Source organism: Micromonospora sp. WMMD1102 (assembly GCF_029626265.1).
Lineage (GTDB): Bacteria > Actinomycetota > Actinomycetes > Mycobacteriales > Micromonosporaceae > Plantactinospora.
This window is the reverse complement of sequence record NZ_JARUBN010000001.1, coordinates 6,433,894-6,453,995: the sequence shown is the minus strand read 5'-3', so window position 1 is coordinate 6,453,995 and position 20,102 is coordinate 6,433,894. Positions and strand designations below refer to the sequence as shown.

Sequence of the window (20,102 nt, the reverse complement as noted above, 5' to 3'; positions counted from 1 at the left end):
TGTGACGCGATCCGAAATGTTTTCTGCCAGGGCGACGCGGCGCCTCCACCTGTCCCCTGTGCACAGACCCGGAGGGCAGTTTACGGGCGCTTCCGGGACGTTGCGGCCTTACCCTGCCAACCGGCTGTCCGGCAGTCAAGGGATCAAACCGAGCCGATACCCAAGCTTCATGCGGACCGGCCCCAGCTCAGTCCGGGTCAGGTGAGGAGTTCCGGAACGTGATCAGTCGACCGGGAGCCGGTAGCCGCGCTTGACGACCGTCTGCACCACCCCGGGGGTTCGCAGTCCGGCCCGCAGCCGGGCCACCGCCATCTCCACGGCGTGCTCGTCGGCGCCCCGGGGCAGGGTGCGCAGCAGGGCGGCCCGGGACATCACCCGGCCGGGCGTACTGGCCAGGGCGCGGAGCACCGCCATCGGGGCGGGTGCGAGTGGACGCAGCTCACCGTCCAGGATGGCCGCGTGCCCGCGCAGGGTCAGCAGGTGACCGGCGACCTTGACGCTTATCGCCCGCTGCGGCAGCTCGTCCACGATGGTCCGGACGAGGGCGCCGAGCCGGGCCCGGCTCGGCGCCACCACGGGTACGCCGTGCCGGCGCAGCGGCGCGGCGGTGACCGGCCCGACACAGGCGGCGAGTACGTCCGTACGCAGCGCGTCCAGCACCGCCTCGGTGCTCGGGCCGGCGGCCCGGAGCAGTGCGGTGACCGCCGGCGCGGAGGTGAAGGTGACCGCGTCGACCAGCCGGCCGGCGATCAGGTCGACCAGCCGGTGCAGCGGGGCCGGGTCGGTCGGCGCCGCCCAGCGGTAGACCGGCACCTCCAGCACGCTCGCCCCGGCCGCCTCCAGCGCGGCGGTGCACTCCGGCTGACGTTCCCCGTGCAGCTGCATCGCGATCAACTGGCCGCGTACGCCGCGCTGCCGGAGGTGTTCGATCACCTCGTCACAGCTCTCCGAGGCCGGCGACCACTCGTCGTGCAGCCCGGCGGCCCGGATCGCGCCCCGGGCCTTCGGCCCCCGACTGACGATGTAGGCCCGGGAGAGCACCGTGCGCAGCGGTTCGGCCAGCCCCCAGCCCTCGGCCGCCTCCAGCCAGCCGCGCATCCCGATCCCGGTGTTCGCCATCAGCACGTCCGGCGGGTTGTCCAGACAGGCCCGGGTCGCCGCGCGCAGCTCGGTGTCGTCGGCCAGCGGCACGATCCGCAGGGCCGGGGCGAGCACCACCCGGGCACCGCGCCGCTCCAGCATGGCGGTGAGTTCGTCGCGGCGCCGGTCGGCGGTGACCCCGACCGTGAAGCCGGACAGCTCGCCGGCCATCAGCGGTCTCCGGCCGGCCGGGGCGCGACCTCGACCAGCCCGTCCCGGCAGCGCACCGGGTAGGTCGGCACCGCCACCCCGGGCACGTCGAGGCAGTCGCCGGTGCGCAGGTCGTAGACCTGCTTGTGCAGCGGGGAGGCGACCGTCGGGATCTCGCCCCGGCTGCCGACGATGCCCCGGGCCATCACGTAGGCGCCGGCGATCGGGTCCCGCTGGCCGATCGCGTAGAGCGTGCCGTCGTGGGTGCGGAAGACCGCCACCTGCTCGCCGTCGACAAGTGCGGCCACCCCGCGCTCCGGCTCCAGCCGGGGGTACGGGCAGACGGCCGTCCAGTTCACGTCGTCGTTGATCGTGATGTCGAGAGTCAACTCGGTACCCCCATGGTCGTCGGGAGGCCGAGCGACACCGGTCGGCGGTCTCCCAGGGCCGGAACGGGCTGTCCCCGTTCCACCTCGAACGTGATCGACGGGTCGGGTACGCCGGGCGCGTTGACGAAGGAGGTGAACCGGCGCAGCCGCTCCGGGTCTTCCAGCGTGTCCCGCCACTCGTCGGAGTACGCCCCGACGTGCCGGGCCATCGCGGCGTCCAGTTCGGCGCAGAGCCCGAGGGAGTCGTCGACGATCACCGCCCGCAGGTGCTCCAGGCCGCCCTCCATCGCCTCGATCCAGGCGGCGGTGCGCTGGAGCCGGTCGGCGGTGCGGACGTAGAACATCAGGAAGCGGTCGACGTACCGGACCAGGTCCTCGGTCGACAGGTCCTGGCCGAAGAGTTCGGCGTGCCGGGGGCGAAAGCCGCCGTTGCCGCCGAGGTAGAGGTTCCAGCCGTTCTCGGTGGCGATGATCCCGAAGTCCTTGCTGCGGGCCTCGGCACACTCCCGGGCACACCCGGAGACCGCTGACTTGATCTTGTGTGGGGCGCGCAGCCCCCGGTAGCGCAGCTCCAGGGCGATGGCCAGCCCGACCGAGTCCTGCACCCCGTACCGGCACCAGGTGGAGCCGACGCAGGACTTGACCGTACGCAGTGCCTTGCCGTACGCGTGCCCGGACTCGAACCCGGCGTCGACCAGCCGGCGCCAGATCTGCGGCAACTGCTCCACCCGGGCACCGAAGAGGTCGATCCGCTGCCCGCCGGTGATCTTCGTGTAGAGATTGAAGTCCCGGGCCACCTCGCCGATCACGATCAGCTTCTCCGGGGTGATCTCGCCACCCGGGATCCGCGGCACCACCGAGTAGGTGCCGTCCCGCTGGATGTTGGCCAGGAAGTGGTCGTTGGTGTCCTGCAACGACGCCTGCTCGCCGTCGAGCACGTAGCCGTTGCCGAGCGAGGCGAGGATCGAGGCGACCGCCGGCTTGCAGATGTCGCAGCCCCGGCCCTGGCCGTGCTCGGCGACCAGCCGGGAGAAGGTCCGGATGCCGCGCACCCGGACGATCTCGAACAGCTCCTGCCGGCTGTGCGCGAAGTGCTCGCAGAGTGCCTTGCTCAGCTGCACCCCGGAGACCGCCAGCAACTGCTTCAGCATCGGTACGCAGGACCCGCAGCTCGTCCCCGCCCGGGTGCACGCCTTCAGCGCGGGCACGTCGGTGCAGCCCTCGGCGATCGCACCGACCAGCTGGTCCTTGGTCACCGCGTTGCAGGAACAGACCTGGGCCGAGCCGGGCAGCGCGGCGATCCCGGCCCCGGTGCCGGCACCGTCGCCGGCCGGGGCGAGCAGCGCCAGCGGCGGGCCGGGCAGCGCACCGCCGACGCTGGCCCGCAACGTCGGGTACGCGGTCACGTCGCCGACCAGTACCCCGCCGAGCAGCGTCTTCGCGTCGTCGGAGAGGACCAGTTTGGCGTACACCCGGGTGGCCGGGTCGGTGAAGGTGACGTCCAGGCAGCCGGGAGTGCGGCCGTGCGCGTCGCCGAACGAGGCGACGTCCACGCCGAGCAGCTTCAGCTTGGTGGAGAGGTCGGCGCCGGGGAACGTCGCCGTGCCGCCGAGCAGCCGGTCGGCCACCACCTCCGCCATCGCGTAGCCGGGGGCGACCAGGCCGTAGCAGGTGCCCTCGACGGCGGCGCACTCGCCGATCGCCCAGATCCGCTCGTCGGCGCTGCGGCAGCTCTCGTCCACCAGGATGCCGCCGCGCTCGCCGAGGGCGAGCCCGGCGCTGCGGGCCAGGTCGTCCCGGGGCCGGATGCCGGCGGCCACCACCACCAGGTCGGTGGGGAGCCAGCCGCCGTCCGAGAGGGTCAGCCCGGCCAGCTCGCCATCCCGGCGGGACCGGATCGCGGTGGTGGCCACCCCGAGGTGTGCCACCACGCCCAGCTCCTCGACATAGCGGCGCAGCATCGCGCCGCCGGCCTCGTCGACCTGCACCGGCATCAGCCGGGGGGCGAACTCCACCACCGAGGTGGCCAGGCCGAGCAGCCGCAGCGCGTTCGCCGCCTCCAGGCCGAGCAGCCCGCCGCCGATCACCGTGCCGGTGCGCCGGCCCTTGGCGAAGTCGCGGATCGCCGCCAGGTCGTCCAGGGTGCGGTAGACGAAGACGCCCGGCCGCAGCGCCGGGGTGGGTCCGGGGGCGTCCGGGCCGCGGTCGACGTACGCGCCGTCGATCGGGGGGACGAACGGGTACGAGCCGGTGGCCAGCACCAGGGCGTCGTACCGGTACTCCCCGCCGAAGGTGAGCACCCGCCGGGCGGCCCGGTCGATCTCCAGCACCGGCTCGCCGAGTCGCAGGTCGACACCGTCGTCGGGCTGGTGCAGGCTCAGCTCGTCCGCGTCCGCCCCGTCGAAGAACGCCGAGAGCCGCACCCGGTCGTACGCCGGCCGCCCCTCCTCGGCCAGCACGGTGACCTGCCAGCGGCGCCCGGTGTCCCGGGAGCGCAGCGCCTCCACGAAGCGCTGCCCCACCATGCCGTTGCCGACCACCACGAGTCGTCGCTGCTCCGACGTCATGCCGCCGCCACCTCTGCTTCCACCGGGTCGGGAGTGTCGATCGAGGAGAGCCAGCCGAGGATGCCCTCGACGGCGTCCCGGCAACTGCCGCAGCCGGTGGTGGCCCGGGTCGCCGCGACCATCTCGGGCAGCGACCGGGCGCCCGCCCGCCAGCAGGCCACCAGCGCGCCCTTGCGGACCGTGTTGCACTGGCAGACCGTCGCCGCGTCCGGCATCAGCGCCGGTGACTCCACCGGCGCCGGGCTGCCGGCGTCCCGGCTGCGGCCGAGCAACAGGGTGCGGCGGTCGAGCGGCACCGGGGAACCCCGGTCGAAGAGCTGGATCACCGTGCCGACCGCCGGGTTGTCGCCGAGCATGATCGCCCCGGTCAGCCGCTCGCCGACGATCCGCAGCCGGGCGTAGGTGCCGCGGACCGGGTCGGAGAAGCTCAGCTCCTCGACGTCCGGGGCGGGGCCGGCGGCGGCGTCGCCCATAGCGGCCAGGTCGATGCCGGCGGCCTTGAGCCGGGTGACCGGCGGCTGCGGCCGGTAGCGTGCCCGGGGGTCGTGTCCGGCGAGCAGTTGGGCCAGCACCCGGGCCTGCTCCCAGGCCGGCGCGACAAGCCCGGTGACCGTGCCGGCGTGCTGGGCGCAGTCGCCGATCGCCGAGATGTGCGGGTCGCTGGTGCACAGCCGGTCGTCGACCACCACCCCCCGGTCCACGGCGAGCCCGGCGGCCCGGGCCAGCGCCGTGTCGGGGCGGACCCCGCAGGAGAGCACCAGCAGGTCGGCGTTGAGGACCCGGCCGTCGGAGAGGGTCAGGGCGACCCCGTCCGGCCGGGCGTCGACGGCGGTCGCCGCCACGTCCAGGTGGGCGGTGACGCCGAGCCCGCCCAGGGTACGTGCCAGCACGGCGCCGGCCGTCGGGTCGAGTTGCCGCTCCATCAGGTGCCCGACCGGGTGCACCACGTGCACGTCCAGTCCCCGGGCGGCGAGCCCGCGGGCCGCCTCCAGGCCGAGCAGCCCGCCGCCGAGCACCAGCGCCCGGCGTGCCCCGGTGGCGGCGGCCAGGATCCGCCGGCAGTCGTCGAGGGTGCGGAACACCGCCACCCGCTCCGGCAGCCGCTCCCGGTCCAGCCCGGACAGCGGTGGCACCAGGGCCTGCCCGCCGGTGGCCAGCACCAGGTGGTCGTAGCCGATCAGGTCGCCCTGCCCGGTCGTCACCGTCCGGTTCGCCCGGTCGACAGCGGTGACCGCCACCCCCGGGCGTACGTCGATGCCGTGCCCGGCCGCCTCGGCCAGCTCCACCCCGGACTCGTCCACCTTGCCGGCCAGCAGGCTGGAGAGCATGATCCGGTTGTACGCCCGGTGCAGCTCGGCGCCGAGTACCGTGATCTTCGCGTCGCCGAGCCGGGCGGCGAGTTCGGCCGCGAGCCGGGCGCCGGCCATGCCGTGCCCGACGATCACGAACCGGTTCCCCGACCCGTCCACCGTCTCCTCTGTCGTCATGCCGTCCCCTCGGTCGTCATGGCGTCCTCCCCGGTCGTCGCGGCGTCGCCTCGCCGGCGCTCGCTGCCGCGTCCCCGACCGGCACTGTCCGTTCGGCGGGCACCGCGTCGTCGACCCGCACGTCCTGCTCTGCCGGCTCCGCCTTCTCGACCTGCACGTCCTGCTCCGCCGGCTCCGCCTTCTCGACCCGGACCGCGCAGACCTTGAACTCCGGCATCCGGGAGACCGGGTCCAGCGCGTCGCTGGTCACCGAGTTGATCCGGGCCGCGCCCGCCCAGTGGAACGACGCGAAGACCGTGTCCGGACGGATCGTCGGGGTGAGCCGGGCCGGGGCGCGCATCTCGCCCCGCCGGCTGGTCACCAGCACCTCGTCGCCGTCGTCCACCCCGAGCCGGGCCGCCAGGTCGGGGTGCAGTTCCACGAAGGCGTGCGGGCTGGCCCGGCGCAGCGCCTCGACCCGCCGGGTCTGCGCGCCGGACTGGTACTGCGTCAGCACCCGCCCGGTGGTCAGATAGACCGGGTACTCCGGGCAGACCTCCTCGGCGGCGGCCCGGTGCTCCACCGGCAGGAACCGGGCCCGCCCGTCCGGGGTGTGGAACCGGTCGGCGAAGAGTCGCGGGGTGCCCGGGGCGTCCTCGGCGGGACAGGGCCAGAAGACCCCGTCCTCGGCGTCGATCCGCGCCCAGGTGATCCCGGCGTAGTCGGCGGTGCCGCCGGCCGAGGCACGGCGCAGCTCCGCGAAGACCCGTTCCGGCGCCGCCGGGAAGCGGTCCCGGCCCGCCCCGGCCACCCCGTCCACGTGGTCGAGCCGGTCGGCGAGGTCGGCCAGCAGGTCGAGATCGGTGCGTACCCCGGGCGGCGGCGGGCGGAGCGCGCGGCGGCGCAGCACCCGGCCCTCCAGGTTGGTCATCGTGCCGTCCTCCTCGGCCCACTGCGCGGTCGGCAGCACCACGTCGGCGATCTGGGCCGTCTCCGAGCGGACGAAGTCGGCCACCACCAGCAGGTCGAGGTCGCGCAGCCGGCCTTCCACCCGGGCCGCCCGGGGCGCCGAGACGACCGGGTTGGAGCCGAACACCAGCAGCCCCTTCGGGCCGGCGTCGGTGCCGAGCGCACTGAGCAGCTCGTACGCCGAGACACCCGGACCGGGCAGCGCGTCCGGGTGCACCCCCCAGACCTCGCCGACGTGTGCCCGGGCGGCCGGGTCGTCGATCCGGCGGTAGCCGGGGAGCTGGTCGGCCTTCTGCCCGTGCTCGCGCCCGCCCTGCCCGTTGCCCTGCCCGGTGAGGCAGCCGTAGCCGGAACCGGGCCGGCCGGGCAGGCCGAGCGCCAGGGCCAGGTTGACGAAGGCGGTCACCGTGTCCACGCCCTTGGCATGCTGCTCGGCGCCGCGCGCGGTGAGGATGATCGCCCGCCCGGCGCCGCCCAGCGCCCGGGCGGCGGCCTCCAGGTCGGCCACCGGGACCCCGGAGAGCCGTTCGGCGCGGGCCGGCCAGTAGCCGGCGGCGACCCGCCGCACCTGGTCGAACCCGGTGGTCCGGGCGGCCACGTAGTCCTTGTCGACAAGCCCCTCGGCCAGCGCGATGTGCAGCAGCGCGTTCGCCACCGCCAGGTCGGTGCCGGGGGTCGGTTGCAGGTGCAGGCTGGCCTGCCGGGCGGTGGCGGTGGCCCGGGGATCGACAACGATCAGCGTCCCGCCGCGCTCCCGCTGCTCGTTGAGATAGCGGACCAGCGGCGGCATCGTCTCGGCGACGTTCGCGCCGACCAGCAGCAGGGTGTCGGCGGTGCCGAGGTCGGCCAGCGGGAACGGCAGTCCCCGGTCGACGCCGAAGGCGCGCATCCCGGCCGCCGCCGCCGAGGACATGCAGAACCGGCCGTTGTAGTCGATGTTGCGGGTGCCGAGGGCCACCCGGGCGAACTTGCCGAGCGCGTACGCCTTCTCGTTGGTCAGTCCGCCGCCGCCGAAGACGGCCACCGCGTCCCGGCCGTACGTTCCCTGGATGTCGCGGATGCCGGTCACCACCCGGTCCAGCGCCTCCGGCCAGCTCGCCGGGCGCAGCCGCCCGCCGGGGCGGTCCCGCAGCAGCGGGGTGGTCAGCCGGTCGGGGTGGTCGAGCAGCTCGGCGGCGGTCCAGCCCTTCTGGCAGAGCCCGCCCCGGTTGGTCGGGAACTGCCGGGGCAGCACCTCCACCCGGTCGCCGGTGCGGCGCAGCGTCATCCCGCACTGCAGGGCGCAGTATGGGCAGTGTGTGACGACGTCCTGGGACACATCCTCCGAATGCGTCGCAGTGCGTGCACCGTCTGTCATGTCCGAAGCGTGCCGGTGCCCGGTTTCGCTGCCGGGTCCCTTCTGTTTCGGGCCTGTCAAGAGCCGCTCACACACCAACCGCTTCGCGGGTCGGCTCGGCGGGTTCGTCCCGGTGCCGTCCGGGGGAGTGGATCTATGATCGGTTCGGTCGGTGAACTGGCCGGTCGTCGCACATTCTAGGAGGCACTCCGTGGCCGTGGTGTCGCTCTTCGACGCGGTGGCCGGGTCGTACGACGAGTCCCGCCGCCGGCTGGTGCCGTGCTTCGACGACTTCTACGGCACCGCCGTCGAGGTGGCCGCCCCGCCGCTGCGCCGGGCCCTCGCCTCCGGGCGGGTACCCGCGGTACTCGACCTCGGCGCCGGTACCGGGCTGCTCTCGATCCTGCTCGGCGCCGCCGTACCCGGGGTGCGGACCACCCTGCTCGACGGCGCCCCGGCGATGCTCGCGGTCGCCGAGGGGCACCTGAGCCGGCGCGGGGTACCGCACGAGACCGTGGTCGCCGACCTGACCGCCCCGCTGCCGCCCGGCCCGTACGACGCGGTGGTCTCCGCGCTCGCCATCCACCACCTGCCGGACACCGACAAGCGCGACCTCTACCGGCGGGTCCGCCAGGTGCTGGTCCCCGGCGGGGTCTTCGTGAACGCCGAACAGGTCTCCGGCGGCACCCCCGACCTCGACTCCCGGTACGACGAGGTGTGGCTGGCCCAGGTCACCGCGCTCGGCGCCACTCCGGCGGAGATCGCCGGAGCCCGGGAGCGGATGCGGCACGACCGCCCGGCGCCGGTGCCGGACCAGTGCCGCTGGCTGGCCGAGGCCGGCTTCGTCGGGGTCGACTGCTTCTACAAGGCGTGGCGGTTCGCCGTCTTCGGCGGTCGCCGCGAACTGGACTGAGTCTCCGGCGGTCGCCGCGAACTGGACGGGGCCTCCGGCGGTCGCCGCGAACTAGACTGTCCGGGCGGGCGGACAGCACATCTCACTACCCGCCGAGGGCCGCCGTGCGCCGACCGTTGCCGGCCCGACTCGGAGTGCGAACCGCCGGGAAACCCCGGGCTCCTACGTTCCGGGGGCATGACTAGTACTGCCACCGCCAGCGGCCCGACGGCCGAGCCCGGGCCCGACAGCACGGCCGCCGCCCCGCCGGCGGCCGGCCTCGGCACCCTCCCGCCGCCACAGACCAGCGCCCCGCCGGCCCCGCAGGCCGGCTCCGCGCCGGCTCCGCGCCGGCACCAGCTCGACGACTGGCACCCCGAGGACCCGGAGTTCTGGCGTACCACCGGAGCGCCGATCGCCCGGCGCAACCTGATCGTCTCGATCGCCTCAGAGCACATCGGCTTCTCGGTGTGGAGCCTCTGGTCGGTGATGGTGCTCTTCCTCGGCCCGCAGTACGGGATCGACCCGGCCGGGAAGTTCCTGCTCACCGCCGTACCGGCGGCGCTGGGTGCGGCGCTGCGGCTGCCGTACACCCTGGCGGTGGCCCGGTTCGGCGGGCGGAACTGGACAGTCGTCAGCGCCCTGCTGCTCCTGCTGCCGGCGGTGCCGATGGCGATCCTGATCGAGCCCGGGGTGTCGTACGGCACCCTGATGGTGCTGGCCTGCCTGGCCGGGGTCGGCGGCGGCAACTTCGCCTCCTCGATGGCGAACATCAACCTCTTCTACCCGCAGCGGCTCAAGGGCTGGGCGCTGGGCCTGAACGCCGGGGGCGGCAACATCGGGGTGGCCGCCGTGCAGCTCGTCGGGCTGGCGGTGCTGGCCACGGCGGGCGCCACGTACCCGCGCCTGGTGCCGGCGGTCTACATCCCGCTGATCGTGCTCGCCGCGCTCGCCTCGGCCCGCTACATGGACAACATCACCGGGGCGCGCAACGAGCCGGGAGCGCTCCGCGAGGCGGCCCGGGACCCGCACACCTGGGTGATGTCGGTGCTCTACATCGGCACCTTCGGCTCGTTCATCGGCTTCGGCTTCGCCTTCGGGCAGGTACTCCTGGTGCAGTTCGGCGACCGGTTCGCCACCCCGCTCGACGCGGCGTACCTGACCTTCCTCGGGCCGCTGGTCGGCTCGCTGATCCGGCCGGTCGGCGGGCACCTGGCGGACCGGTACGGCGGGGCCCGGATCACCTGGCTGACCTTCGCCGGCATGGCGGCCGGGGCCGGACTGGTCTACTACGCCTCCCGGGAGCGCTCGCTGACGCTCTATTTGGTCGGGTTCATCGGGCTCTTCGTGCTCTCCGGGGTGGGCAACGGATCGACGTACAAGATGATCCCGGCGATCTTCCGGGCCAAGGCGGCCCGGTCGGTGGCCGACGGCGAGCTGGACCCGGCCGCCGCACAGCGCCGGGCGTGGCGGCTCTCCGGTGCGCTGATCGGCATCGCCGGGGCGGTCGGCGCGTTCGGGGGCGTACTCGTCAACATCGCCTTCCGGCAGTCGTTCCTGGTCTACTCCTCGGCCGACGCCGCCTACCTCGCCTTCATCGCCTGGTACGCCCTCTGCCTGGTGGTGACCTGGGTGGTCTACCTCCGCCCCTCCCCGCACCGCCTCGCCGGAGTGTGACGGATGTTCGGAGTGTGACGGGTGTAAGGAAGGGCCCCCGCATATCGTTTTCTGCGGTAGCGGGGGCCCTTCCTTACACCCCGTTTTGACCCCGGTGCCGGCGAGCGGGTATCGTTGCCTGCTGTTGTGTGACACCCAAGTTTTCACGTGACATCCGCGGGCGTGCCCTTCCCGGGTACGCTTGGTCGTTTGTGCGTGCCTGGCGACCGGTGCGCGACCCCAGACCGACGACGAGACAAGGTAGACCTGTGCGTACGTACAGCCCGAAGCCGGGTGAGATCGAGCGTCAGTGGCACGTCATCGACGCGTCAGACGTCGTGCTGGGCCGTCTGGCCACCCACGTTGCCACGCTGCTGCGCGGCAAGCACAAGCCGACTTTCGCGCCGCACGTGGACACCGGTGACTTCGTCGTCGTCGTGAACGCCGGCAAGGTCGCGCTTACCGGCAACAAGCGCCAGCAGAAGATCGCCTACCGGCACTCCGGCTACCCGGGCGGTCTGAAGCAGGTCGGCTACGAGGAGCTGCTGTCCAAGCGCCCCGACCGGGCGATCGAGCTGGCCGTCAAGGGCATGCTCCCGCACAACAAGCTCGGCCGTCAGCTGATCAAGAAGCTGAAGGTCTACGCCGGTGCCGAGCACCCGCACGCCGCGCAGCAGCCGGTGCCGTTTGAGATCAAGCAGATCGCGCAGTGAGCGCGGGCGAAGGAAACAGCATGACCGACACCATCGCGACCGCCGAAGCCCCGGTGCCCGCCCCGGTGGCCCGGGCTCCTCGTGGCGACCGCCCGATCCAGACCGTTGGTCGCCGCAAGGAGGCGATCGTCCGGGTCCGGATCGTCGCCGGCAGCGGCAAGATCACCTGCAACGGGCGTGACCTGGAGGCGTACTTCCCGAGCAAGGTGCACCAGCAGCTGATCAAGGAGCCGCTGGTCACCGCCGAGAAGGCCGAGGCGTTCGACATCATCGCCAACCTGCGCGGCGGCGGCACCACCGGCCAGGCCGGCGGACTGCGGCTGGCCATCGCCCGGGCGCTGATCGCCAACGACCCCGACGACCGCCCCGCGCTGAAGAAGGCCGGCTTCCTCACCCGGGACGCCCGGGAGAAGGAAAGCAAGAAGTACGGCCTCAAGAAGGCCCGCAAGGCGCCCCAGTACTCCAAGCGCTGATCAACGGCAACATCTTGTACGTCTGACGTACGGCCGGATACCGTCCCCTTCCGCGGTGGCGGTATCCGGCCGTTTCGTCTTCCACTGGTGTGCTTCGCACCTTTTCCACTGGTGCGCTTTCCGGAGGTTTCGCGCATGGGGCGGCTGTTCGGCACTGACGGCGTACGCGGACGCGCGAACGCCGACCTCACCCCCGAGTTGACCCTCGCGGTCGCGGTGGCGGCGGCGCACACCCTTGCCGAGTCCGACCGCAGCCACCCGCCGCTCGCGGTGGTGGGCCGGGACACCCGGGCCAGCGGCGAGATGCTCGAGGCGGCGGTGGTGGCCGGGCTGACAAGTGCCGGCGCCAACGTGGTCCGGGTCGGCGTGCTGCCGACTCCCGGCGTCGCGTTCCTGGTCGGCGAGGCCAAGGCCGACTTCGGGGTGATGCTCTCCGCCTCGCACAACCCGATGCCGGACAACGGGATCAAGCTCTTCGCGGCCGGCGGGCACAAGCTCCCGGACGACGTCGAGCTGAGGATCGAGGCCGCGGTCGAGGCGAACGGCGCGGCCGGCTGGACCCGGCCGACCGGTGCCGGCGTCGGTCGGGTGCACGACCTGCTCGACGGCGCCGAACACTACGTGCAACACCTGGTCGGCACCATCCCGCACCGGCTGGACGGGCTGAAGGTCGTGGTCGACTGCGCCAACGGCGCAGCCTCGGAGGTGGCCCCGGTGGCCTACCAGGAGGCCGGCGCCGAGGTGATCGCGATCCACGCCGCACCGGACGGGCTCAACATCAACGACGACTGCGGCTCGCAGCACCTCGACAACCTGCGCGCCGCCGTCCTCGAACACGGCGCCGACCTCGGCATCGCGCACGACGGCGACGCCGACCGGTGTGTGGCGATCGCCGCCGACGGCAGCGAGGTGGACGGCGACCAGATCATGGCGGTGCTGGCGCTGGCCATGCGGGAGGCCGGCACGCTCACCCAGGACACCCTGGTCGCGACGGTGATGAGCAACCTCGGGCTGCGGCTGGCCATGTCCGCCGCCGGCATCCGGCTGGTCGAGACCAAGGTCGGCGACCGGTACGTGCTGGAGGAGCTGCGCGGCTCCGGCCTGGCGCTCGGCGGCGAGCAGAGCGGTCACCTGGTGCTACCGGCGTACGCAACCACCGGCGACGGCATCCTCACCGGGCTGCACCTGATGTCCCGGGTTGCCGCCACCGGCCGTACCCTCGCCGAGCTGGCCTCGGTGGTGACCAAGCTGCCGCAGGTGCTGATCAACGTGCCGGTCGGCGACCGGACCGTGGGCGCCGGTGCGCCGGCCGTGCTCGGCGCGGTGCAGCGGGCCGAGGCCGAGCTGGGCGAGACCGGTCGGGTGCTGCTCCGCCCGTCGGGCACCGAGCCGCTGGTCCGGGTGATGGTGGAGGCGCGCACGCTGGAGCTGGCCCAGGAGGTCGCCGAGCGGATCGCCGCCGAGGTGCGTACCGCCAGCCCGGTCCCGGCGTAACGCGCCGGCAGCCGGCCCGGCCCGGCCCGGCGCGTCCGGTCAGCCGGCGGTGTCGGTTGGCTGCGTCGGCCGGTCAGCCGGCGGTGTCGAGGGTGCGTAGCCGGGTGACGGCTTCGGCGAGCACCTCCGGGCGCTTGCAGAAGGCGAACCGGACCAGCCGCCGTCCCGCCTCGACGTCGTCGTAGAAGACCTGGGTCGGCACGGCCACCACTCCGCAGCGCTCCGGCAGCGAGCGGCAGAACTCCACCCCGTCCCGCCCGCCCAGCCCGGTGATGTCGGCGGTGACGAAATAGGTGCCCTCCGGCACCAGTACCTCGAAACCGGCCTCGACCAGCCCGGCGGCGAGCTGGTCGCGCCGGTCCTGGAGGTCGGCCCGGAAACCCTGGTAGTAGCCGTCCGGCAGGGTCAGCGCCACCGCCACCGCCGGTTGCAGCGGAGCGCCGCCGGTGTAGGTGAGGAACTGCTTGACCCGCGTCGTCGCCGCGACCAGCGGGGCCGGGCCACTGGCCCAGCCGATCTTCCAGCCGGTGCAGGAGAAGGTCTTGCCGGCCGAGGAGATCCGCAGGGTGCGCTCCCACATTCCCGGCAGGGCCGCCAGCGGTACGTGCGTACTGCCGGCGTCGGTGAAGACCAGGTGCTCGTAGACCTCGTCGGTGACGGCGAGCACGTCGTACTCCTGGCACAGCCGGGCGACCAACGCCAGTTCGTCGGCGTCGAAGACCTTGCCGGTCGGGTTGTGCGGCGAGTTGAGCAGTACCAGCCGGGTCCGGGGTCCGAACGCGGCGCGCAGTTCCGCCGGGTCGAAGGCGTACCGGCCGCCGTCGACCGGGCGGAGCGTGACCGGCCGGCGGACCGCGCCGGCCAGCGCGATCGAGGCGGCGTACGAGTCGTAGTACGGCTCGAAGCAGACCACCTCGTCGCCGGCCTCGCAGAGTCCGAGGATCGCCGCCGCGATCGCCTCGGTCGCCCCGGCCGTGATCAGCACCTGCCCGTCCGGGTCGTAGTCCAGCCCCCAGAACCGGCGCTGGTGCGCGGCGACCGCGGCCCGCAACGCCGGGATGCCCGGACCGGGTGGGTACTGGTTCTGCCCGCCACGCAGCGCCTCGACCGCCGCGGCCAGCATCTCGGGCGGCCCGTCCGTGTCCGGGAAGCCCTGACCCAGGTTGACCGCGCCGGTGCGCACCGCCAGCGCCGACATCTCGGCGAAGATGGTGGTGCCGAACGGGCGCATCCGGCGGACCAGGGGGTCGGAGTCCGTTGTCGTCACCCAGCCACCCTAGAGGCGCGGTGCGGCGTCGCGGCAGATCCCGGCCGTCTGGTCCCGGTCGCTCTGGTCCCGGTCGCTCTGGTCCCGGTCGCTCGGGTCCCGGTCGCTCGGGTCCCGGTCGTCGAGGAACGGAGCGGACGCGGGCACCGGCTGCGTCCGCTCCCCGAGCCGGCCGGTCAGAACCCGAAGTCCGAGCAGTTGACGGTCGCGTAGGTGCCGCTGGAACTCTTCGACGCGGTTGCCTTGCCGTCGACCGTGATCTTGCAGGAGACGTCCCCGGAGCCGCCGCCGGTGCGGATCGCCACCACCGTCTTCAGTTCGTCCTCGGGGAGCTTGACCTCCTTGCGCCACGGCAGGTCGACCGAGGGCGCGTGCACCTGCTTGCCGGCACCGTCGATGTAGGAGAGGGCTACCCGGCCGTCCCCGGTCACCTCGTAGACCACCGTCTGGCCGCTGCTGCCCGGGTCGCCGCCGTCCGTGCTGTCCGAGGTGGACGGCGGCGGGGTGACGTCCAGGCTGCTTTCCACCGTGTCCCGCATCCGGTCCATGAATGCCAGCGGACCGAGGCAGACGCCGACGCAGGCCAGCAGCACGACGACCACCACCGCCACGATCACGATGATCATGGTCTTGTTGCTCTTCTTCGGCGCTGCCGGCGGGAACGGCCCGCCGGGGTAGCCCGGCTGTCCCGGCTGTCCGGGATAACCCGGCTGTCCCGGGTATCCCGGCTGTCCGGGTTGTCCGTAGCCGGGGTAACCGCCGGCCGCCGCCGCGTACGGGTCGGGCGGCCCGGACTGGGGTGGCCCGGACTGCGGTGGGCTGGACTGCGGCGGGTAGACGCCGTAACCGGCGTCCTGCTGGTTCGGCGCCCCGCTGGTCGGGTATGGCGTGGCTGGCGGGCCGGACTGCGGCGGGTACGCCGGGCCGGCACCGTAGGCCGGGGTCGGCGGCTGGCCCGGGCCGGGCTGCTGTGGCGGGGCGTACGGGTTCGGCTGTTGCGGCTGGCCCCAGGCAGGCTGCCCGTACGGGTTGTCCTGCGGCGGCTGACCGTACGGGACGCCGGACTGCGGCGGCTGGCCGTAGGGAACGCCGGACTGTGGCGGCTGGCCGTACGGGACGCCGGACGCTGGTGGCTGGCCGTAGGTGCCGGCTTGTGCCGGCTGCCCGTACGTCGTCGGCTGTGCCGGCTGTCCGTAGCCGCCGGACCGGGGCGGCTGGGGCGGGGCGTACCTCGTCGTCGGGGCGTCCTCCTCCTCGGCCGGCTCCTCCGGCCGGGGCTGCTGCGGCGGGCCGTACTTCGTCGTCGGCGGCTCGTACTCGGCGGAGGGGTCGTACGGGTTCTGCGGGGGCGGCGAGTCGGTCATCGGGTCTGGGCTCCAGATATGGCGGACAGCAGGGGTACGGCGACGGGGAGAGGGGGCGCCGGGAAGATGGCAGCGAATGCGCCAGTCACGGTACCGCGTCCTCGCTGGCCGCGATGTACCGGTGAAGCCTGGCCAGGCCGGTCCGGGCACCCTTCGTCCGGTCGGCATGTCCGGCCGCGTCCGGGTGGCGGTTCCGCGCTCGGTGTCGCCGTTCGTCCGGTTGAGGAGGCGGGATCAGAAATTGAGCATATGCAGTGATCGAATGAGCACCTTTCGAGCAGGCCATCTGAGCGAACTTAGGTTAGGCTGCGGGCCATGTGCGGAATCGTGGGTTACGTCGGCGCCAGGCCGGCGCTGAGCATCGTGCTGGACGGGTTGCGGCGGCTGGAGTACCGCGGCTACGACTCGGCCGGGGTGGCGGTGGTCGCCGAGGGCGAGCTGCTGACCGAGAAGAAGGCCGGCAAGCTGGCCAACCTGGAGAAGGCGCTGGCCGAGCGGTCGACGCCGGACGACGACGCGGTACCCGGCATCGGCGCCGGCGCCACCGGCATCGGGCACACCCGCTGGGCCACCCACGGCGGCCCCACCGATCGCAACGCCCACCCGCACCGCTCCGGCGACCGGGTGGCCGTGATCCACAACGGCATCATCGAGAACTTCGCCAAGCTCCGCGCCGAGCTTGAGGCCGACGGCGTCGAGTTCACCAGCGACACCGACACCGAGTGCGCCGCGCATCTGCTCGCCGGGGAGCTGGCCCGGCTGCGCTCGGCCGGCGAGCCGGACGGCCCGGAGTTGCTGGCCACCGCGATGCGACAGGTCTGCCAGCGGCTGGAGGGCGCCTTCACGCTGCTCGCGGTGGACGCCGCGATCCCCGGCGCGGTGGTCGGGGCCCGGCGCAACTCGCCGCTCGTGGTCGGGCGCGGGGTCGGGGAGAACTTCCTGGCCAGCGACGTCTCGGCGTTCATCGAGCACACCCGGGAAGCGGTCGAGCTGGGCCAGGACCAGGTGGTGCTGATCACTGCGGACGCCATCGAGATCACCGACTTCACGGGTGCGCCGGCCACCGGCAAGGACTTCCACATCGACTGGGACGCCTCGGCCGCCGAGAAGGGCGGCTACGACTACTTCATGCTCAAGGAGATCGCCGAGCAGCCGCAGGCGATCGCCGACACCCTGCTCGGCCGGCTCAAGGAGAACGGCGAGATCGTCCTCGACGAGGTCCGCCTCTCCGACCAGGACCTGCGGGACGTGGACAAGGTCTTCATCGTCGCCTGCGGCACGGCGTACCACGCCGGGATGGTGGCGAAGTACGCGATCGAGCACTGGACCCGGATCCCCTGCGAGGTCGAGCTGGCCAGCGAGTTCCGCTACCGCGACCCGGTGCTGGACCGGTCCACCCTGGTGGTGGCGATCTCCCAGTCCGGCGAGACCATGGACACCCTGATGGCGCTGCGGCACGCCAAGGAGCAGAAGGCCCGGGTGCTGGCGATCTGCAACACCAACGGCTCCACCATCCCGCGTGAGTCCGACGCGGTGCTCTACACCCACGGCGGGCCCGAGGTGGCGGTCGCCTCCACCAAGGCGTTCCTCACCCAGCTGGTCGCCTGCTATCTGATCGGCCTGCACCTGGCCCAGGTGCGCGGCATCAAGTACGCCGACGAGGTGGCCGCGGTGGTCGCCCAGCTCCAGGAGATGCCGGACAAGCTGCGTGTGCTGCTCGACGGCATCGAGCCGGTCCGCGAGCTGGCCCGGGACATCAAGACGGCCCCGACGGTGCTCTTCATCGGCCGGCACGTCGGCTTCCCGGTCGCCCTGGAGGGAGCGCTCAAGCTCAAGGAACTCGCCTACATGCACGCCGAGGGCTTCGCGGCCGGCGAGTTGAAGCATGGCCCGATCGCCCTGATCGACCAGGGCACCCCGGTGGTCTGCGTGGTGCCCTCACCGGCCGGGCGCGGGATGCTGCACGACAAGATCGTCTCCAACATCCAGGAGATCCGGGCCCGGGGCGCCCGCACCATCGTGATCGCCGAGCAGGGCGACGAGGCGGTGCGGCCGTACGCCGACCACCTGATCTACGTGCCGCGTACCCCGACCCTGCTGGCCCCGCTGGTGACCACCGTGCCGTTGCAGGTGCTCGCCTGCGAGATCGCCGCGGCCCGGGGACACGACGTCGACCAGCCGCGCAACCTGGCCAAGTCGGTCACTGTGGAATGAGTCGCGGCGCCCGCCGGTAGGGTGAGGCGGTGATCGTCGCAGTCGGCATCGACGTCGTACTCGTCGACCGGTTCGCCAGGGCGCTCGCGCGCACCCCGCTGCTGGCCGACCGGCTCTTCACCGAGGCCGAGCGGGTCACCGGGTCGGGCAGTCCCCGCTCGGCCGAGTCGCTCGCCGCCCGGTTCGCCGCCAAGGAGGCGGTGGCCAAGGCGCTCGGCGCACCGGCCGGGCTGCGCTGGCACGACTGCGAGGTGGTCGCCGACCCGGACGGGCGGCCCTGGCTCACCGTCACCGGCACGGTCGCGGCCGCCGCCACCCGGCGCGGGGTGCAACGCTGGCACCTCTCGCTGTCACACGACGGCGGCATCGCCTCGGCGATGGTGGTGGCGGAGCGGTGAGGACGATGCCGCGCACGGCTGGGCCGGCGAGCGTGGCGGTGCGGGAGACGGAGCGGGTGGGCACGGCGCTGCGGAGGGCGGAGCGATGAGGACGGCGTGGCGGGTGGCGGACGTACGCGCCGCCGAGCGGGCCCTGCTGGCCACCGTGCCGGCCGGCACCCTGATGCGGCGGGCGGCCGGCGGGCTGGCCGGACACTGCGCCCGGCTGCTCGCCGAGCGGGGCGGGGTCTACGGCTCCCGGGTGCTGCTGCTGGTCGGCTCCGGCGACAACGGCGGCGACACCCTCTACGCCGGTGCCCTGCTGGCCGGCCGGGGCGCGGCGGTGAGCGCCCTGCTGCTGGCCCCCGACCGGGTGCACACCGGCGGCCTGGCCGCGCTGCGCGCCGCCGGTGGCCGGCTGGTCGAGCGGCTGCCGGAGCGCGCCGACCTGGTGCTGGACGGGATCGTCGGGATCGGCGGCTCGGGCGGACTGCGCGAGCCGGCGGCCGAGCTGGTCGCCGCGCTGCCCGAGCTGACCGGCCGGTCCGGGGACCGGGCGACGGTGGTGGCGGTGGACGTGCCGAGCGGGGTCGAGGTGGACACCGGCGGGGTGCCCCGGCCCGGCAACCTGCCCGGCACCGTGACCGCCGACCTGACGGTTACCTTCGGCTGCCTGAAGCCGGCCCTGGTGGTCGGGCCGGCCGCGCCCCGGGCCGGGCGGGTCGAACTCGTCGACATCGGGCTCGGCCCGTGGCTGCGGGGCACCCCGGCGGTCCGCGTACCCGAGTGGTCGGACGTGTGCGACTGGTGGCCACGGCTCGGCCCGGAGGAGGAGAAATACAGTCGGGGGGTGGTCGGGCTGGCCACCGGCTCGGCGACGTACCCGGGTGCGGCGGTGCTCTCGACCGGCGGCGCGGTCGCCGGGCCGACCGGCATGATCCGGTACGCCGGTGGCGCCCGTGCCGAGGTGCTGCGCCGCTATCCGTCAGTGGTCGCCGCCGAACGGGTCAAGGACGCCGGCCGGGTGCAGGCGTGGGTCTGCGGCTCCGGGCTCGGCACCGACGAGCGGGCCGCCACCGAGCTGCGCTGCGTACTCGCCGCACCGGTGCCGGTGGTGCTGGACGCCGACGCGCTCACCCTGCTGGTGGACGGCTCGATGGCGGAGCGGCTGCGGGGGCGGGACGCGCCGATCGTGGTCACCCCGCACGACCGGGAGTACGCCCGGCTCTGCGGCGAGTCGCCCACCGACCGGGTCGGGGCGGCGCTGAAACTGGCGAGCTGGATGAACGCGGTGGTGCTGCTCAAGGGGGACCGGACGGTGATCGCCACCCCGGACGGGCGGGTCTTCGCCAACCCGACCGGCACCCCGGCGTTGGCCACCGGCGGCACCGGCGACGTGCTGGCCGGGTTGCTCGGCTCGCTGCTCGCCGCCGGGCTGCCGGCCGAGCGGGCGGCGGCGGCTGCGGCGTACCTGCACGGGTTGGCCGGGCAGGAGGCGGCCCGGCACGGCCCGGTGACCGCCGCCGACGTGGCCGCCGCGCTGCGCCCGGTGATCGCCCGGCTGCCCCGCTGACCGGCCGCCCGGCTGTCCGGCTGCCCCGCTGACCGGCCGCCCGGGGGAGCGGGAACTGTCCT

Annotated in this window: 15 protein-coding genes and 1 pseudogene; 8 read left to right on the top strand and 8 right to left on the bottom strand. The window is 73.7% G+C overall.

Annotated features, from left to right (window positions below; translation table 11 throughout):
- Positions 1-222: 222 nt before the first annotated feature.
- The 5 genes and pseudogenes from O7626_RS28965 to O7626_RS28945 all read right to left on the bottom strand — a co-directional run.
- Positions 223-1,311, bottom strand: coding sequence for a uroporphyrinogen-III synthase (locus O7626_RS28965; RefSeq protein ID WP_278064230.1), 1,089 nt, complete (start codon positions 1,309-1,311; stop codon positions 223-225).
- Positions 1,311-1,679 carry a nitrite reductase small subunit NirD gene (gene nirD / locus O7626_RS28960; RefSeq protein WP_278064229.1) on the bottom strand — a complete coding sequence of 123 codons (369 nt, stop codon included), beginning with the start codon at positions 1,677-1,679 and terminating at the stop codon, positions 1,311-1,313. The genes O7626_RS28965 and nirD overlap by 1 nt, the downstream gene beginning before the upstream one ends.
- On the bottom strand, positions 1,676-4,246 hold the full coding sequence (nirB, locus tag O7626_RS28955) for a nitrite reductase large subunit NirB (protein ID WP_278064228.1): 2,571 nt from the start codon (positions 4,244-4,246) through the stop codon (positions 1,676-1,678). The genes nirD and nirB overlap by 4 nt, the downstream gene beginning before the upstream one ends.
- Positions 4,243-5,733: an FAD-dependent oxidoreductase gene (locus O7626_RS28950; protein WP_278064227.1), complete on the bottom strand. Its 1,491-nt coding sequence runs from the start codon at positions 5,731-5,733 to the stop codon at positions 4,243-4,245. Before O7626_RS28950 ends, nirB begins: the two co-directional genes overlap by 4 nt.
- Positions 5,734-5,911: 178 nt before the next feature.
- A pseudogene (locus O7626_RS28945) lies at positions 5,912-8,038 on the bottom strand (molybdopterin oxidoreductase family protein); the annotation flags it as partial.
- Between the two features lie 190 nt (positions 8,039-8,228).
- Here O7626_RS28945 and O7626_RS28940 point away from each other — a divergent pair.
- From O7626_RS28940 to glmM, 5 genes are all read left to right on the top strand, one after another.
- Positions 8,229-8,930, top strand: a complete 702-nt coding sequence (locus O7626_RS28940; RefSeq protein WP_278064226.1) for a class I SAM-dependent methyltransferase — start codon at positions 8,229-8,231, stop codon at positions 8,928-8,930.
- A 177-nt stretch (positions 8,931-9,107) separates the two neighbouring features.
- Positions 9,108-10,586: a nitrate/nitrite transporter gene (locus O7626_RS28935; RefSeq protein ID WP_278064225.1), complete on the top strand. Its 1,479-nt coding sequence runs from the start codon at positions 9,108-9,110 to the stop codon at positions 10,584-10,586.
- 248 nt (positions 10,587-10,834) lie between these two features.
- Positions 10,835-11,278, top strand: a complete 444-nt coding sequence (rplM, locus tag O7626_RS28930; RefSeq protein ID WP_278064224.1) for a 50S ribosomal protein L13 — start codon at positions 10,835-10,837, stop codon at positions 11,276-11,278.
- Positions 11,279-11,298: 20 nt separating this feature from the next.
- On the top strand, positions 11,299-11,751 hold the full coding sequence (gene rpsI / locus O7626_RS28925) for a 30S ribosomal protein S9 (protein ID WP_278064223.1): 453 nt from the start codon (positions 11,299-11,301) through the stop codon (positions 11,749-11,751).
- A 135-nt stretch (positions 11,752-11,886) separates the two neighbouring features.
- Positions 11,887-13,245 carry a phosphoglucosamine mutase gene (gene glmM, locus O7626_RS28920; RefSeq protein WP_278064222.1) on the top strand — a complete coding sequence of 453 codons (1,359 nt, stop codon included), beginning with the start codon at positions 11,887-11,889 and terminating at the stop codon, positions 13,243-13,245.
- A 73-nt stretch (positions 13,246-13,318) separates the two neighbouring features.
- Here the strand turns inward: glmM and O7626_RS28915 are convergent, their stop codons facing one another.
- The 3 genes from O7626_RS28915 to O7626_RS28905 are packed head-to-tail and all read right to left on the bottom strand — an operon-like array spanning position 13,319 to position 15,876.
- Positions 13,319-14,512 (bottom strand): pyridoxal phosphate-dependent aminotransferase, encoded by a 1,194-nt coding sequence (locus O7626_RS28915; protein ID WP_278064221.1) that lies wholly within the window; start codon positions 14,510-14,512, stop codon positions 13,319-13,321.
- A gap of 9 nt (positions 14,513-14,521) precedes the next feature.
- Entirely contained in the window at positions 14,522-14,659 is a 138-nt protein-coding gene (locus O7626_RS28910; protein ID WP_278064220.1) for a hypothetical protein, read from the bottom strand.
- Positions 14,660-14,688: 29 nt separating this feature from the next.
- The gene (locus O7626_RS28905) at positions 14,689-15,876 is read right to left on the bottom strand and encodes an MmpS family transport accessory protein (protein WP_278064219.1); all 1,188 of its coding nucleotides are present in this window, start codon (positions 15,874-15,876) and stop codon (positions 14,689-14,691) included.
- A gap of 315 nt (positions 15,877-16,191) precedes the next feature.
- Between O7626_RS28905 and glmS the strand changes: the two genes are divergently transcribed.
- The 3 genes from glmS to O7626_RS28890 all read left to right on the top strand — a co-directional run bounded on the left by glmS (position 16,192) and on the right by O7626_RS28890 (position 20,040).
- Positions 16,192-18,090 (top strand): glutamine--fructose-6-phosphate transaminase (isomerizing), encoded by a 1,899-nt coding sequence (glmS, locus tag O7626_RS28900; RefSeq protein ID WP_278064218.1) that lies wholly within the window; start codon positions 16,192-16,194, stop codon positions 18,088-18,090.
- A 29-nt stretch (positions 18,091-18,119) separates the two neighbouring features.
- A complete protein-coding gene (locus O7626_RS28895; protein WP_278064217.1) occupies positions 18,120-18,488 on the top strand; it encodes a holo-ACP synthase in 369 nt (122 codons plus the stop codon).
- An 85-nt stretch (positions 18,489-18,573) separates the two neighbouring features.
- Entirely contained in the window at positions 18,574-20,040 is a 1,467-nt protein-coding gene (locus O7626_RS28890; protein ID WP_278064216.1) for an NAD(P)H-hydrate dehydratase, read from the top strand.
- Positions 20,041-20,102: the final 62 nt, after the last annotated feature.

Coding starts and splice junctions, on each gene's coding strand:
- glmM (WP_278064222.1), top strand. CDS start 11,887: ATGGGGCGGCTGTTCGGCACTGACGGCGTACGCGGACGCGCGAACGCC.
- O7626_RS28905 (WP_278064219.1), bottom strand. CDS start 15,876: ATGACCGACTCGCCGCCCCCGCAGAACCCGTACGACCCCTCCGCCGAG.
- O7626_RS28950 (WP_278064227.1), bottom strand. CDS start 5,733: ATGACGACAGAGGAGACGGTGGACGGGTCGGGGAACCGGTTCGTGATC.
- O7626_RS28965 (WP_278064230.1), bottom strand. CDS start 1,311: ATGGCCGGCGAGCTGTCCGGCTTCACGGTCGGGGTCACCGCCGACCGG.
- nirB (WP_278064228.1), bottom strand. CDS start 4,246: ATGACGTCGGAGCAGCGACGACTCGTGGTGGTCGGCAACGGCATGGTG.
- O7626_RS28935 (WP_278064225.1), top strand. CDS start 9,108: ATGACTAGTACTGCCACCGCCAGCGGCCCGACGGCCGAGCCCGGGCCC.
- O7626_RS28890 (WP_278064216.1), top strand. CDS start 18,574: ATGAGGACGGCGTGGCGGGTGGCGGACGTACGCGCCGCCGAGCGGGCC.
- rpsI (WP_278064223.1), top strand. CDS start 11,299: ATGACCGACACCATCGCGACCGCCGAAGCCCCGGTGCCCGCCCCGGTG.
- glmS (WP_278064218.1), top strand. CDS start 16,192: ATGTGCGGAATCGTGGGTTACGTCGGCGCCAGGCCGGCGCTGAGCATC.